We start from the raw sequence: 14034 nt of genomic DNA, 5'->3' as shown, positions 1-14034 counted from the left end.
TGAGCGGCTCTCATTTCGTCGGCAGACCTGATCTGCCAGACCATTATAAGGCGCCTTGGAATGCAACCTTGGTGGCTTCGACGCGATTATGCACTTCCAGTTTGCGGTAGATACTTTTAATGTGCGAGTCGACCGTGGACTCAGCTAAACTCAGTTGATGAGCACATGCCTTACGTGAGATACCATCGACCAAGCGACGCAGAACATCACGTTCTCGGGTCGTCAATTTTCCCAATTTCTCAGCATCATCCAACGAATACTGCTCTGCACCTTGCATGAGAATCTGTTCCTGATCCAGTAGTTGCTCAATATGCCGCTGCGCTAGAACACAAAAAAGCTGAGTCCGCTCCTGCATTTCTGAGATGAACGCTTCAAACTCCGCGCGTGGCTTACGCGTTAAAAGATTAAACCCACCATAGCGGTTGGAACCAGCTAACCGAACCGGTACGCCCAGGCCAGAAATCATCCCGGTCTTATCTGCTGCGTGTTGAATAAAATCAACCGCAGACTGAGGTATGTAGCTGTAGTCTGCCATAAATTCAACGCCGGTTGGCACCGGATCATAACTATGACAACAGAATTCGAGGAAGGGGTCGTAAAAGGCCGAGTCACCGGGATCGTGTAAGCCAAGGTTGTCGTAGTAATAGAAGTCATTACCCACCTTGCTCGCAATCGTATAGACGAAGCCATCAAACCCCAACCCCAGGATTACCATTTCACATTTAAGCCAAAACTCACTAAGTGAACGAGTAGCCTCGACTTCATTTATTCTATCTAGCACGACGAGAATTAAGCCCCTATGACCCTAAATCAGAAGCAAACATTCCCAATAAATGGAATGCAGTGAATCACAGGTTATCGTTTAACGGCACCAGCGTCAATTGGCCAGCATCCCGTGTGCACGGCTATGATCGCCGATCTGACACCACGCGTGTCTGTCCCAGATGGTGGCCCGATCACCCTCACTCTCGTCGACACTGACAGTCGGGTTAACAGCTCGGTGATTGACGCTATTTCTTTAAGCAGTTCCTCTAGATCAACGCCAAGTTCTCGTCGGGCTCGGTCGGCACAATACCCGCGAGACCGAATTCCCTGATATCTGCCTAGGTGGACGGCGCAGGTGAGAGACTGGTCATTAGCAGCTTTCAATGCACGCTACACCCACAACGCGTGTGATTTTCTGTAATGACCGCGTCCTGATCGGCTTAAACCACACCACCGCCCACGTGCGACTGCACATCGCCGATCCCACACTCATTCAACCTTTTGGTACGGTCGCAATAGACAATCGGAGCAACACTGCAAGTTGCAGCTATCAACTTCGCTCACTCATCACACTCGGCCTCATGCACTAGAAAGCAGCGGAACCCGGTGTGCGCGGAAACGGAATCGCATCACGAATATTTTCCATACCTGTCACGTAATTAATCAGACGCTCGAACCCCAAGCCAAAGCCTGCGTGCGGCACGGTGCCATATCGACGTAAATCGCGATACCACCACAGGTGTTCAGCCGTTTCAGGGTCAGGAAAGCGGGCATCCAATTGGGCGAGTCGTTCTTCACGCTGACTACCGCCGATGATCTCACCAATACCCGGTACCAATACGTCCATCGCGGCCACGGTTTTTTCATCATCATTCAAGCGCATATAAAAAGCTTTAATATCTTTCGGGTAGTTTTTAATAACCACTGGCCCTTTGACATGCTGTTCTGCGAGGAAACGTTCATGCTCCGAGGCTAAATCCATACCCCATTGAACTGGAAACTCAAACTGCTGACCACTTTTAAGCAAAATGTCGATTGCATCGGTGTAATCCATGTGGACGAACCCCGAATCAACCACATTACTGAGTCGATTAATTACCTCCTTATCCACCCGCTGCTGGAAGAAGGCCATGTCGTCTTCGCGCTCCTCCAATACCGATCGGATACAGACTTTGAGAAAGTCCTCTGCGAGTGCTGCATCGTCATCCAAATCAGCGAAGGCGATTTCCGGCTCGACCATCCAGAATTCAGCCAGATGACGACTCGTGTTGGAGTTTTCCGCTCGGAATGTCGGGCCGAAGGTATACACCTTGGACATCGCCAAACAGTACGCCTCAACGTTAAGCTGGCCCGAAACTGTAAGAAAACTCTCACCACCGAAAAAGTCTTGCGCGTAATCAATCTCGCCCTTGTCGGTTCTCGGCAGATTGGCGAGGTCCAGCGTGGAAACTCGAAACAACTCACCCGCCCCCTCCGCGTCACTGGCCGTAATAATCGGCGTATTTACCCAGTGGTAGCCACGTTGATAAAAATAGTTATGAATGGTGTTCGCCAGCGTGTTGCGCACGCGCGTGATCGCACCAATGGCGTTGGTCCTCGGCCTTAAGTGCGCCTGGCTACGAAGATACTCAAATGTGTGTCGCTTCTTGGCAATTGGATACTTATCAGGCTCTTCCACCAAGCCAACCACCTCGATCTCAGAGGCTTGAATTTCTACCGACTGACCCTGACCTTCCGATGCCACCAGCGTACCGGTCGCTATGACCGCGCATCCAGCACCTAGGTGAACCACATCAGATTCATAATTTGCCAGCGAATCAGGTACCACCACTTGGATCGGATCGAAACATGAGCCATCGTGCACGGCCACGAAAGAAATACCGGCTTTTGAGGTACGGCGGGTTCGCACCCAACCTTTAATGACCACTTGCTCGTTCAACGCAACAGCGCCACGCATCAACTCGGCAACGGAAAATTTGTTCATTCTGACTGTCTCTCTTTTGCTATCGTCATAGTACCGGAGGCTCAAGCGTATGCTTGACCTCAAATTAGCGTGAATTATAACGTTTTAACGCGCTGCAACCGACTATTTCATCGGATTCGATTCCTTTTTTGTAAAAAACTGCTAGCCTTCGCGTCCGATTTCCAAACCCTTTATTGAGGTATCGCCAGAATGGTTGAAAACAAAAAATACAACGTGCATGTGTTTCAGGATGGTGATGCCTGGAGTGCACAAATCACACGACAAGTCACCTCACGTAAACGCACCGTAAGCAAGCAACAAGATGGGTTTGCTGACGAAGCGGATGCGCGGGAATGGGGTCAGTCCGAACTACAAAAATACGTTACGGCGCAACAGGAACGCAACGTCAAACACGCAACGCATCGAGCCGAATTAGAGCAGCGACAACGTGACCGTGCGGACCGGCGTCGTGCCGCCTATGAAGCCCGCAAGGCGAAGAGTCCAGAATCGGATGCTTGAAGTTTTCCCAATCATCACCACATTTTGTGTTAGGAAATTGTTCCGTAGCTGCACGACAGGAGAATGAATGAGCACCATCATCGATCATGAGCAGGTTCCGGACAGCGAACCCAAAACCCATGCATTGATCGCCTATATTCTAATGACCATCGGCTTGCTGACCGCGATTCCGATTTTGGTTGGCGCGCTGTGGGCCATGATCAAACGTAAACATGCCGTTGGCACGGTCTATCACAGCCACTATACCAACGCGATTCGCACTTTCTGGTGGTCAGTGTTGTGGACCATTATCGGCGGCATTTTGGTCCTTGTGTTGGTCGGCTACGCCATTCTAGGTATCCTCTGGCTGTGGATCGCATACCGCATGATTAACGGCATGGTCAAATTGGTCGACGATAAACCGTACCCGATTTAACCAAGGTAATCGACGCTTGTCGGCATCCTCACAAAGCACTTGTTTTAATTGACCAATGGCTACGCGACACCCTTTTCTACCTACGTTTTCGAAGCTGCCGACCCTGTTGCCGGTATTTCCCTTGCCAGAGGCGGTGTTGCTGCCACATGCGAATCTGCCGTTGACCATCTTTGAGCCACGTTATTTGAATATGGTCGAAGATGCGATGCGCAGCAATCAATTGATCGGCATGATCCAGCCGAGTGACAACGCGGAACCACCCACTCTTTACGCTGTTGGTTGTGCTGGGCGCATCACCCATTACGTTGAACGTCAAAATGGTCAACTCGAAATCGTCTTAACCGGGACCTGCCGGTTCAAGGTCGCACATGAAGTTGATCCAGTGAACGGATACCGCCGCGTAACGCCAGACTGGACAGAATTTGCTGACGACATTCGTTCTCCAGAATCCGACGCCATCGCTGCTGACCATTTGGCTTTGTTTCGTGCTGCCCTGCATCGCTATTTGGAAAACAACCAGATGCAGGCAGACTGGCAACTATTGGACAAATTATCCGGTGAGTCACTGATGGCCAGCCTGATTGGATTGCTCCCCCTTGGCACCGCGAATAAACAGATGCTTCTGGAAGCACAAAACAACACCAACAGGATTATTGCCTTTACGGCGATTCTCAGCGCACAAGACGACGAGCCTAAGTCGCGCCAGTAAGACGCGCGACAGTTTTTCTGGCCATTCACGCTGGGCTGCACTAGGATGTGGGCACCTATTAACTCAGCGAACCATCACTATGAAACGACGCCAATGCAAACTCTGGGCCTGGGCGGTATTACTCTCCAGCGCCATCCTGTCCCCTACAGTCCTTGCCGCACCGGATGCCGATACTGCCTTTGAGGCTCTTTTAGAAAAGCATTGGAATGCGCAACTGGCACAAAACCCAACGTTTGCCACCAGTCTTGGCGCGCGACAATATGATCACTTACTGAGCGACCCATCACTCGAAGCTTACGACCGCGAAGTTGCACAGGCAAAAGATTTCACTCAAGCCTTAGCCACCATCGACGCCACCCAATTAAGTGCTGCTCACCAAGTTAACTACGCTTTGCTCAAACTTAACCTCGAGACGAGCATCGAGGCCAGTGAGCATGGAGGTAAGTATATGATCATCACCAATCGTGGTGGTCCGCATATGAACCTGACTCAGTTGCCTGCACGCCTGCCATTTTTCACCAAGGCGGACTACCAGAGTTATGTGACACGATTGGGCGCGATGCCAGAATATCTGCAACGCGCAACAGAGCGAGTGCGAGCCGGATTAGACGCCGGTTGGGTTCAACCATGCGTCACCATGAAAGGCTATGAGAAGTCGATTTCAGCGCACCTGCCAGAGCATCTGGAAGACAGTGTTTTTCTTGACCCGTTTGATTCACAGCCCAGCATCATGTCGGACTCAGAATTCAAGCAGCTGCGTGAGCAAGCAGCGCAGACCATCGAGAACGCCGTGCTGCCAGCGATGCAGCGATATGCAACTTTTTATAGTGAGGAGTACGCGCCTAAGTGCCGCAACGAAGTTGGCACCGACAGCATGCCCGGCGGCAAAGCCTACTATGCACATCGTGTTAAGCGCTTTACCACCACGGATCGCAGTGCGGATGAAGTGCACCAGATTGGCTTGGCTGAAGTAGCGCGCATCAAAGCGGAAATGATGGATGTGATCCGCGAAGCCGAGTTCGAAGGCAGTTTTGACGAGTGGTTGGTATATTTGCGCGACAATCCGGACTTCTATCCAAAAACCGCCGAAGAACGGATGCAAGTGGCTGCGGCAATCTCAAAAAAAATGGATGGTGAACTGCCAAAACTGTTTGGCAAACTCCCACGGATGCCTTACGGACTCAAGGAAATCCCGCTGGATATCGCCGAGAAAACCACCACTGCGTATTATAGTCGACCAGCCGGCGATGGTTCGCGTGCCGGCTTTTATTACGTCAATACCACCCTGTTGGAAACACGACCGCTGTATCAACTCGAAGCACTGACCTTGCACGAAGCAGTCCCTGGACATCACTTGCAGATTGCGCTGGCTCAGGAGCTCGATCTTCCTGAATTCCGTCGCTACGGTGGGCAGACCGTGTTTGTGGAAGGCTGGGCTTTGTACGCCGAACGACTGGGGCTCGAAACCGGGTTTTACCAAACGCCTTACACTAACTTTGGGCGCCTGTCGTACGAAATGTGGCGCGCCTGCCGATTAGTTGTCGACACTGGACTACACAGCAAAGGCTGGAGCCGTCAGCAAGCAATTGACTATATGGCTGCCAATTCCGGCTTATCGATGAATAACATCACCTCCGAAGTCGACCGTTACATCTCCTGGCCGGGTCAGGCTTTGGCGTATAAAACCGGTGAGCTGAAAATCCGCGAATTGCGTGCACGTGCGGAACAGGCGCTTGGCAATCAGTTCGATATCCGCGCTTTCCACGACAAACTACTGGAGAACGGCGCCATACCGCTCTCCTTGCTGGAGACAATTATGACCGAGTGGATTGCCGCGCAACAAGACGCGGTAAAATCCTGATCCAAGTAAGCCTATTGGTCGAGCAGTTCAGTGTCCAAGGTACGTTGGACTGCTCGATACATCGCATTTCGTTGAATTTTTAGCGCATCACCCGTCGCAACCGGCCAATTTCCATTGGTCGCGATAACCAGATCACGGTTCGGATCAATAAAAATACCCTGGCCAAAGATGCCTTGTGCCGCGAAGCTACCATCGTCGTAGGTCCACCACTGGTAACCATAACCATATCCGTCCCGACCAATATCGGCCTGCTTGCTGCCGGCGCGTTCAAACCAGCCCACAGGCACAATTTGTTTACCATCAATCTGGCCGCCATTTAGTGCAAACACACCGAGACGCGCATAATCTCGCAGACGGGCTGACAAACAACACCCAGCAATTTCAAAACCACCCGCGTTCAGCACCCAGATCGCATCCGACTCCATATTGAGTGGCCGCCAGATTTTTTCACTCAGATAGTCAGCCAGCGTCTTGCCCGTCGCTTTGGCAACCAACACGCCGATCAAATTCGTTTCGCCAGTATTGTATTGCCAGCGGCTGCCTGGCTCCGCATCGCGCTGCTTGGTTTGCATGTAGCTGATGACTGGATCGATTCCATCCATCGGCTTCTGTTGGCCAAATTTCACCACATCTGAATTCGGGTCACTATAGTCCTCGTTCCATTGCACACCGGATCGCATGGTTAATAATTGCTCTACCGTAACGCCATCATACCCACTGTCTTTAAGCTCAGGAATATATCGCGTAATAGGCGTATCGAGACTCTCGATGGCACCATCCTGTAAGGCTGCACCAACCAATGTGGAGGTAAATGACTTGGCAACAGAGAAGGAAGTCCAGCGCTGTTCAGAATCGAACCCCAAGCCATAGCGCTCCAACCGAATTTTGCCCTTGTGCAATGCAATAACTCCAGCGGTTTGCTGGTCTTGCATATAACGATCTAGATCAAACGGTTTTCCATCGTCGGACAAAATCGTAAGCGGTGCTCCATCCGTGAGCTTGCTGACACGCGCACTACGCTTTACGACACGATGTGGTGCAATTTTCTCCATGATACGAAACGCCAATGAACGCTGCGCTGTGCTCCAGAACAGAATACTCTTGTCTTGCGGTAAACTGACCGGGTCGACACTTGGTTCAGCCCAAACTAAATCCTGAGCAGTGCAACATAGAAAACTAACGACGAGCATCAACAATTTATTTTTCATGACTTTCTCCACCCTAATTCGTTTGTGTAGACTTCGCTATTATGAATTCACTTCACTGTAGCGCAGCTAACGTTGCGATACCAAACTAAACCTTCTCCACTTCATAAAACGAGAATTTACTATGAGCCAAAACGAGTACACCCCTCCCAAAATCTGGCAATGGGAGAACGAAAACGGTGGCCAATTTGCCAACATCAATCGCCCGACGGCGGGCAGTCGGTTTGAACGGGATTTGCCCGTCGGCAAACATCCATTGCAACTCTATTCCTTAGCGACTCCCAATGGCGTAAAGGTCACGATTATGCTCGAAGAACTGCTCGCCAACGGCGTTACAGACGCAGAATACGATGCCTTCCCCATTAAAATTAATGACGGTGACCAGTTCAGTAGCGGTTTCGTCGCAGCTAATCCAAACTCCAAAATTCCGGCGCTAGTGGATCATAGTGGCCCTGAACCCGTGCGCGTGTTCGAATCCGGCGCAATCCTATTGTATCTAGCCGAAAAGTTTGGCGCGTTCTTGCCGACAGATTCAAGTCAACGAACCGAAACGCTAAACTGGTTGTTCTGGCAAATGGGCAGCGCACCATACTTGGGTGGTGGCTTCGGGCACTTTTACTGCTATGCCCCGTATAAAATGGAGTATCCGATTGATCGATTCACGATGGAAGTTAAGCGGCAGCTGGATGTCCTCGACCAGCGCTTAGCCGAGAACGAATACTTAGGCGGTCAGGACTACACAATTGCCGACATCGCAGTATGGCCATGGTATGGCGCGTTAGCCTTAGATCAGGTCTACCAGGCTGCCGAGTTTCTGCAAACCGAGTCGTATGAACACGTGATGCGCTGGGCCCAACAAATCAAACAGCGCGATGCCGTGCAGCGCGGCCAGATGGTAAATCGCACCTGGGGCAACCCCAAAGGGCGGCTGCATGAGCGACATTCGGCGGATGACTTTGATACCAACACGCAGGATAAAGTAAACGACGACACCGCGTCATAAGATCCGCAATTGCATCAAAGACTGAGCTCGCTGACGACAGAGAGCATGTCTGACATCCGAGGCTGTTGGGCGTCGTTCACATGGTTAACCACCGTTGCGTTCAATGACGTCGCCAAGCGCGCCAGTTTTTGTAGCAAGACGTCGGACGGTTGATAGACATCAATCACTCCGTCGCACCAGCTCAGTTCCTCGGCTCGACTGCCTTGTTGAAACAAGGCCGAGACGCTGTCGCCCTCGTCGATGATGCAGGAAAAGTCATCGTCATCTTCGACACAGGACAACCATTCGGATTTTGAAATTGGTGACGTCTTGCTGTTCCCTGCCGCAACACGATTAACGGATAGATGATAGCTCATAATTGACCTCGCTGGGATGCCACACGAAGTGGTTTTCCATTCCCCCTACACGCTGCCACAGTATCGGAGTTGCGCACGAAAACGTAGCGCCATTCGACGATCGGTTCAAATGCTGCGATAAACGGTACTCACCGCCTCAATCTAACCAAAAGTTAACCAAAACGGTGAGAGTTCTGCCGATTTCATGCACTACATAGATACCACTAAGAATTTCAGCGCAACACGAACCCAACACCGTACACCGCTGACTGGCAGTGACTTTCCAACCGCGGGTCACTGCATAGGGAAACCGCGCTCAGGGATGAGCTTTTTTAACCCGCTTCGTCGAGCAAGATCATAATCCAGCTGGGAAGAAACTTGCTTGGTCCACGGTTCACCGGTGGTCGCGGTGTGGTTGCACCGACTTCAACCGCGCCAATATCGGGTTGTGCATCACGCAAAGCGCCCAGAATATCGACCTGCGGTGCCCCAGCCACCAATCCGCCATTCACCACCACGCTGTTCTGTGACGGTCGACCATAACGGTTCACCAAATGCACGAAGACCGCTCGAATGTTGTTGAATCCACCATTGAACGAACTCCCGTTATAACTTGGCATCGGCACGCCGGATAGTGCTGGCAATTGCGGGTTCGCGACAATTCGCTGCGCGTCCTGACTGAACCGAACTGCCTGTGACGTGTCAGCCGGAATCGCCTGTCCACCATTGAAATAGAGGTTGCGTTGCAATACCACCGAGGCGTTATCACCCGTTGGCGCATCAAACACATCCGCCCCGGTAAAGCCTTCCGACCCCATGCTGCCGGACGGGTCGGACCAGATATTATTGTTCAATTGGATATTCTGATTAGCTTGATTACTTCCAACCGCCAACAGACGGGCAGCAAAGCTGCGCGATGGCAAGTCACCGACCACCGTATTGAAACGAAAAGTCACATCACGCGATCCTTGTACCGTCAGCGCACTGCGCTGCATGCGGCTGGAATTGCCGAGCATCAGATTGTTTTCAATCAGCACGTCCTGTGCTTCGTAGTTGGCTGTGCCATCCTCGCCGACCCGAATAAAACTCTGACCATCACTGCCCTGCCAGTTAAATAAGACATTGCGTTGCACGCGGATTTGTCGTGACCCAAGAATCCCGTCGCTGCTGCCGTTACTGTCTTTGATCACAATGAACGAACTGGTTGATGACTGAGACCGGGTATTGAAGAAAATATTGTCGCGAATCGTGACATTTTCGACACTGTTCACATCAATGTGTTCATCCGAGCCTTGTTGGTTGTAGAACATATTACCTTCCACCAACACCTCACGCGCGCCATTATTGATCTTAAGCAGGTCGTTATTGGTGCTGTCGTGAATAATATTATCGCGCAGTGTCACGCGCGATACTTGCGTGGTCTGAATTTGAATTACCAGCGCACCGGTATTCGACGCCGCATGCGCAATGTCAAACCCCTCCAGGGTGACACCGGCACAGGTATAACAAATCACCACCGCGCCATCATCATGGCGTAGCCGAGCTTGGTATGGCAGCGAAGACCGAATCGTAATGCCATTATTGAATTGTCGATCCAGGCGCACGCGCCCTGAATACAGACCTGGCGAGACCAAAATCGTTGCGCCATCCGGCACCTGATCGAATGCATAACTAATGCTTTTCCATGGGTTTTGGGCACTCCCATTCGCGGGCAAATCACTGCCCGAGGTCGCCACATAAAAAGTCTGCGCAGACGCGAAAGTGCCCACGACGAGCCATAACACACCGCCAACTATCCACCGCCATCCAGCGAAACCGGTTCGCATAGTCGTTTTCCTCTGAAGCTGTTTAAACCCCTAACGTACATCAGTCCGACCCATCGAAAGATCTAGAGTAGCAGACTCTAGCATTACAAACTGATCGGAAAACGCCAACTCTGCCAAAGGATAAGCAAAGCATGCCATCGTGCTCGCTTCTTAGCGCTAGAATAAATGCTATATAGTGCGTCCAAGAACTGGTAAGTTGAATACCAAGCAGGCTATGCTATTGATCTCCAATTTGGGATTGCGTTTTATTGGAATGAAAGGACATAACAATGCGAAAATTACTTACCCTATTTGCTTTTCAAATCTTCTGTTGTTCGACAGCGATGGCGCAATCCGTCACGTTTACAGGTGCCATTACTCGACACGCAGAGACTGACAAGAACATTGCGGTATCGGGCCAAATTTACTTTGTTTACGGCACCTCAACAACGGCGGATTTGTTTGAGAACTCGGTTGCGCTGCCGTTCTCAATTCCAGCAGGTCAACGTGCGGTCGCTTATGAAAAAACACTCGACTGGGCGCTCGCAGGAAGCGCCAACCCCGAAGGCACATACCCGTCGCATAACTTTTTCCGTGTCATCGTAGAATGCCAAGTAAACTGTCAGTCAGCTAATATCCAGGAAGCTGCCCTTGCTGTGCTTGAAGGCGGTGTCACTGCAAACAATAGATACAACGACGCCGAAAGGTTTGGCGAACATGCGCGAGCTGGCGGCTATGTTGTCAACCCTGTGCTCCTACCACGGTATGGGCATATTAATGGTACGATCAAACTACCGAGCGACACGCGTTTAACTCAAGATTTAACATTAACGCTTGTCGGTTTAGACTTTGGTAGTTGCTGCTACGGTAGCTGGATCTACCCACAGCCACAACAGGTCACCATTCCCGCTGGGCACACCCAGATCGGATTTCGCTACAAAGTAGACACAGAGAGCTTAGCAGTCGCTAGGACAGATGACTTCCGATTCGGGTATTTATGTGACTCAGCACAATGCGCTTCCTTGGGGCTGATAAAGTCAGGATTTTTGGATGCAGATGGAAATCGACTTTATACGCATCGAGGCTTAAGCGGCTCTGAAGCGATTAATTTAGAAATCTCGAAGAGCGATGACACGTTCCGTTTCGACTTGCCGACACCTATTGTGTTACGTAAAAACTCACCACTCACGGTAGTCGCATCAAGACCCGAGAGCGTAGATGTAGAGGAAGGAGTATCCGGTAAACTAATCATCGAGCGGCATACAAATTATTTCGCTTGCGGCATCGATGCCCCTAGCGAAATCAACTTTGGGTCCGCCAATGCATGCTTTGATTATCAGAACAAAACGAGAACTGAAATCGTGTCTAGCGCAGACTTTCAGATCGCCCCGGGCGAGTTGGCTTCCGAACCCGTAATCCTTTCCATTGAATACATGGATCAACTGATCAATCCCTGGCCAGACGGCACCGCACGAAAACTTGATCACCAACGAATCAAATTTGTTTGCGAATCAGGGTGTTCCTCCTCAAAGCTCCGAAAAGAAGGTTATTATCGAGAAGGTACGAAATACAGTGCCCCAGGCGTAACGAGCGCGACTAAATTCGTACTTTCATCGCAGTTTGAAGCAGAAAACTGGCAAATAACAGTGCCTCTCTCTGGTTCTATCGATTTAACTGCGATATTGATGCTGTTAGAAGAGGACTGATGTACGAACTGGCATTTTCTCCTATTTGCTTGTAAACGTGTGGACGAGGCTCATCATCGTGTGTTCCGTCTCTTGATAACCCCAACGGTGATAATTAGTTAAACAATAATAACAACACGGTTAACACTATGACTCCAACCACCGCTTGGGATGCCGTGGTGATCGGCGGCGGTCACAACGGTCTTACTTGCGCCTATTACCTGGCCCGTGCAGGCCTCAAAACCTGCGTATTGGAACGTCATCATGAGGTCGGCGGTGCGGCAATCACTGAAGAGTTTCACCCAGGTTTCCGCAATTCCGTGGCGTCGTACACTGTTTCTCTATTGCAGCCCAAAGTCATTCAGGACATGCAGCTTGAGCAGCATGGATTGAAAGTGGTTCTGCGCAAAATTGATAATTTTTTACCGGCTAAGAATGACTATCTGCTGGCCGGTCGCAACGGACTTACCCAGCAAGAAATCGCCCGACACAGCGCGCACGATGCACAACAATATCTGCGTTATCAGCAGGACCTGCATGCTATTGTTGATTGGTTGCGTGAGTTTTTGTTGGAAGTGCCACCGAATGCGGGAGGTGGCCTAGCAGACCTGGTTGCCCTGCTTAAAATGGGGCGCACCGCGAGCAAGTTGTCGCTTACCTCACAAAGCAAGTTACTGGACTTTTTCACTAAATCTGCCAGCGAGATTCTGGACCAATATTTCGAGCACCCATTGGTAAAAGCGCTGTTCGGCTTCGATGCCGTAGTTGGACACTTTGCTTCTCCACACGAACCTGGTTCGGCTTATGTGTTATTGCACCATGTGTTCGGTGAAGCCGCCGGTGTACGCGAAGCCTGGGGACACGCAATCGGCGGCATGGGTGCGATTACGCAAGCCATGCGCCGTGCCTGTGAATCCGCTGGCGTACATATTGAAACCAGCGTCAGCGTGACCGCAGTAGAGACCAATAACCAGGGCGTCAGCGCCGTGGTCAGCGAACAGAAGCACTACCCTTGCCGCTACGTTGCATCCTCAGTGCACCCGAAAATTTTATTCGAATCATTGCTGTCCCCTGACACGCTTAGCATGGAATTTCGCACCCAGATACGTAACTACAAGTCACATTCCGGTACCTTTCGCATGAACGTGGCACTGGATAGCCTACCCCAGTTTCGCCAAGCGCCGTCAAACCCAGATCATTTGACCGCTGGCATCATCATGGCACCCAGTCTCGAGTACATGGACCGAGCGTGGCTCACCGCACGGCAACGTGGCTGGTCGGACCAGCCGATTGTTGAAATGCTGATTCCGTCCACCTTGGATGATTCACTCGCACCTAAAGGCAAGCATGTCGCGAGCTTGTTTTGTCAACAATTCAGCTACACCCTGCCAGATGGACGCAGCTGGCAAACGGAGCGTGAGCGCGCCGCGGACCACATCATCGATTGCGTAGACAGCCTTGCGCCAGGATTCAAACAACTTGTGCTCGGACGCCAGATTCTCAGTCCAATGGATTTGGAGCAGCGTTTTGGGCTAATCGGTGGTGATATTTTTCATGGCCGCATGAGTCTGGATCAGCTATTCTCCGCGCGCCCAGTTCTGGGGCAAGCAGCATATCGTGCCCCGGTCAAAGGCCTGTACATGTGTGGCAGCGGCACGCACCCAGGTGGCGGCGTCACCGGCGCGCCTGGGCACAACGCCGCTCAGCAGTTACTGCGCGACCGTCGCTGGTGGCAACGTACACGATAATTCGCGTATCCACCAGCAGCA

The 14034-nt window shown here is 51.3% G+C and carries 12 protein-coding genes; 7 read left to right on the top strand and 5 right to left on the bottom strand.

Annotation, left to right across the window (positions count from 1 at the left end; translation table 11 throughout):
- Window positions 1-43 precede the first annotated feature (43 nt).
- Complete coding sequence (locus IE055_RS11370; RefSeq protein ID WP_189401027.1) at window positions 44-781, bottom strand: helix-turn-helix transcriptional regulator; 738 nt, start codon at window positions 779-781, stop codon at window positions 44-46.
- A gap of 570 nt (window positions 782-1351) precedes the next feature.
- Window positions 1352-2749: an asparagine--tRNA ligase gene (gene asnS, locus IE055_RS11365; RefSeq protein ID WP_189401024.1), complete on the bottom strand. Its 1398-nt coding sequence runs from the start codon at window positions 2747-2749 to the stop codon at window positions 1352-1354.
- Between the two features lie 189 nt (window positions 2750-2938).
- On the opposite strand from asnS, the gene IE055_RS11360 reads away from it, so the two are divergent.
- The 4 genes from IE055_RS11360 (at window position 2939) to IE055_RS11345 (ending at window position 6232) form a co-directional block, all read left to right on the top strand.
- Complete coding sequence (locus IE055_RS11360) at window positions 2939-3247, top strand: DUF3622 domain-containing protein (protein ID WP_189401020.1); 309 nt, start codon at window positions 2939-2941, stop codon at window positions 3245-3247.
- Between the two features lie 67 nt (window positions 3248-3314).
- A complete protein-coding gene (locus IE055_RS11355; RefSeq protein WP_189401017.1) occupies window positions 3315-3662 on the top strand; it encodes a DUF4870 family protein in 348 nt (115 codons plus the stop codon).
- A gap of 55 nt (window positions 3663-3717) precedes the next feature.
- On the top strand, window positions 3718-4371 hold the full coding sequence (locus IE055_RS11350; RefSeq protein WP_189401014.1) for an LON peptidase substrate-binding domain-containing protein: 654 nt from the start codon (window positions 3718-3720) through the stop codon (window positions 4369-4371).
- 79 nt (window positions 4372-4450) lie between these two features.
- Complete coding sequence (locus IE055_RS11345) at window positions 4451-6232, top strand: DUF885 domain-containing protein (protein WP_189401011.1); 1782 nt, start codon at window positions 4451-4453, stop codon at window positions 6230-6232.
- An 11-nt stretch (window positions 6233-6243) separates the two neighbouring features.
- Here the strand turns inward: IE055_RS11345 and IE055_RS11340 are convergent, their stop codons facing one another.
- Entirely contained in the window at window positions 6244-7440 is a 1197-nt protein-coding gene (locus tag IE055_RS11340) for a serine hydrolase domain-containing protein (RefSeq protein WP_189401007.1), read from the bottom strand.
- Window positions 7441-7561: 121 nt separating this feature from the next.
- On the opposite strand from IE055_RS11340, the gene yghU reads away from it, so the two are divergent.
- A complete protein-coding gene (yghU, locus tag IE055_RS11335; RefSeq protein WP_189401003.1) occupies window positions 7562-8440 on the top strand; it encodes a glutathione-dependent disulfide-bond oxidoreductase in 879 nt (292 codons plus the stop codon).
- A 14-nt stretch (window positions 8441-8454) separates the two neighbouring features.
- On the opposite strand, the gene IE055_RS11330 is transcribed toward yghU, so the two are convergent.
- Entirely contained in the window at window positions 8455-8796 is a 342-nt protein-coding gene (locus IE055_RS11330; protein WP_189401001.1) for a hypothetical protein, read from the bottom strand.
- A 311-nt stretch (window positions 8797-9107) separates the two neighbouring features.
- Entirely contained in the window at window positions 9108-10601 is a 1494-nt protein-coding gene (locus IE055_RS11325) for a right-handed parallel beta-helix repeat-containing protein (protein ID WP_189400998.1), read from the bottom strand.
- A 269-nt stretch (window positions 10602-10870) separates the two neighbouring features.
- Here IE055_RS11325 and IE055_RS11320 point away from each other — a divergent pair, with 269 nt between their 5' ends.
- Together IE055_RS11320 and IE055_RS11315 are read left to right on the top strand one after the other, a co-directional pair.
- Window positions 10871-12286: a hypothetical protein gene (locus tag IE055_RS11320; protein WP_189400995.1), complete on the top strand. Its 1416-nt coding sequence runs from the start codon at window positions 10871-10873 to the stop codon at window positions 12284-12286.
- A gap of 128 nt (window positions 12287-12414) precedes the next feature.
- Window positions 12415-14013 (top strand): phytoene desaturase family protein, encoded by a 1599-nt coding sequence (locus tag IE055_RS11315; protein WP_189400992.1) that lies wholly within the window; start codon window positions 12415-12417, stop codon window positions 14011-14013.
- Window positions 14014-14034 lie beyond the last annotated feature (21 nt).

The organism is Arenicella chitinivorans (genome assembly GCF_014651515.1).
In the GTDB taxonomy this organism is placed as follows: domain Bacteria; phylum Pseudomonadota; class Gammaproteobacteria; order Arenicellales; family Arenicellaceae; genus Arenicella; species Arenicella chitinivorans.
This window is presented reverse-complemented; position numbering and strand designations above follow the sequence as displayed.

Coding starts and splice junctions, on each gene's coding strand:
- IE055_RS11340 (WP_189401007.1), bottom strand. CDS start 7,440: ATGAAAAATAAATTGTTGATGCTCGTCGTTAGTTTTCTATGTTGCACT.
- IE055_RS11355 (WP_189401017.1), top strand. CDS start 3,315: ATGAGCACCATCATCGATCATGAGCAGGTTCCGGACAGCGAACCCAAA.
- IE055_RS11325 (WP_189400998.1), bottom strand. CDS start 10,601: ATGCGAACCGGTTTCGCTGGATGGCGGTGGATAGTTGGCGGTGTGTTA.
- IE055_RS11350 (WP_189401014.1), top strand. CDS start 3,718: ATGGCTACGCGACACCCTTTTCTACCTACGTTTTCGAAGCTGCCGACC.
- yghU (WP_189401003.1), top strand. CDS start 7,562: ATGAGCCAAAACGAGTACACCCCTCCCAAAATCTGGCAATGGGAGAAC.
- IE055_RS11330 (WP_189401001.1), bottom strand. CDS start 8,796: ATGAGCTATCATCTATCCGTTAATCGTGTTGCGGCAGGGAACAGCAAG.
- IE055_RS11315 (WP_189400992.1), top strand. CDS start 12,415: ATGACTCCAACCACCGCTTGGGATGCCGTGGTGATCGGCGGCGGTCAC.
- IE055_RS11320 (WP_189400995.1), top strand. CDS start 10,871: ATGCGAAAATTACTTACCCTATTTGCTTTTCAAATCTTCTGTTGTTCG.
- IE055_RS11345 (WP_189401011.1), top strand. CDS start 4,451: ATGAAACGACGCCAATGCAAACTCTGGGCCTGGGCGGTATTACTCTCC.
- IE055_RS11360 (WP_189401020.1), top strand. CDS start 2,939: ATGGTTGAAAACAAAAAATACAACGTGCATGTGTTTCAGGATGGTGAT.
- asnS (WP_189401024.1), bottom strand. CDS start 2,749: ATGAACAAATTTTCCGTTGCCGAGTTGATGCGTGGCGCTGTTGCGTTG.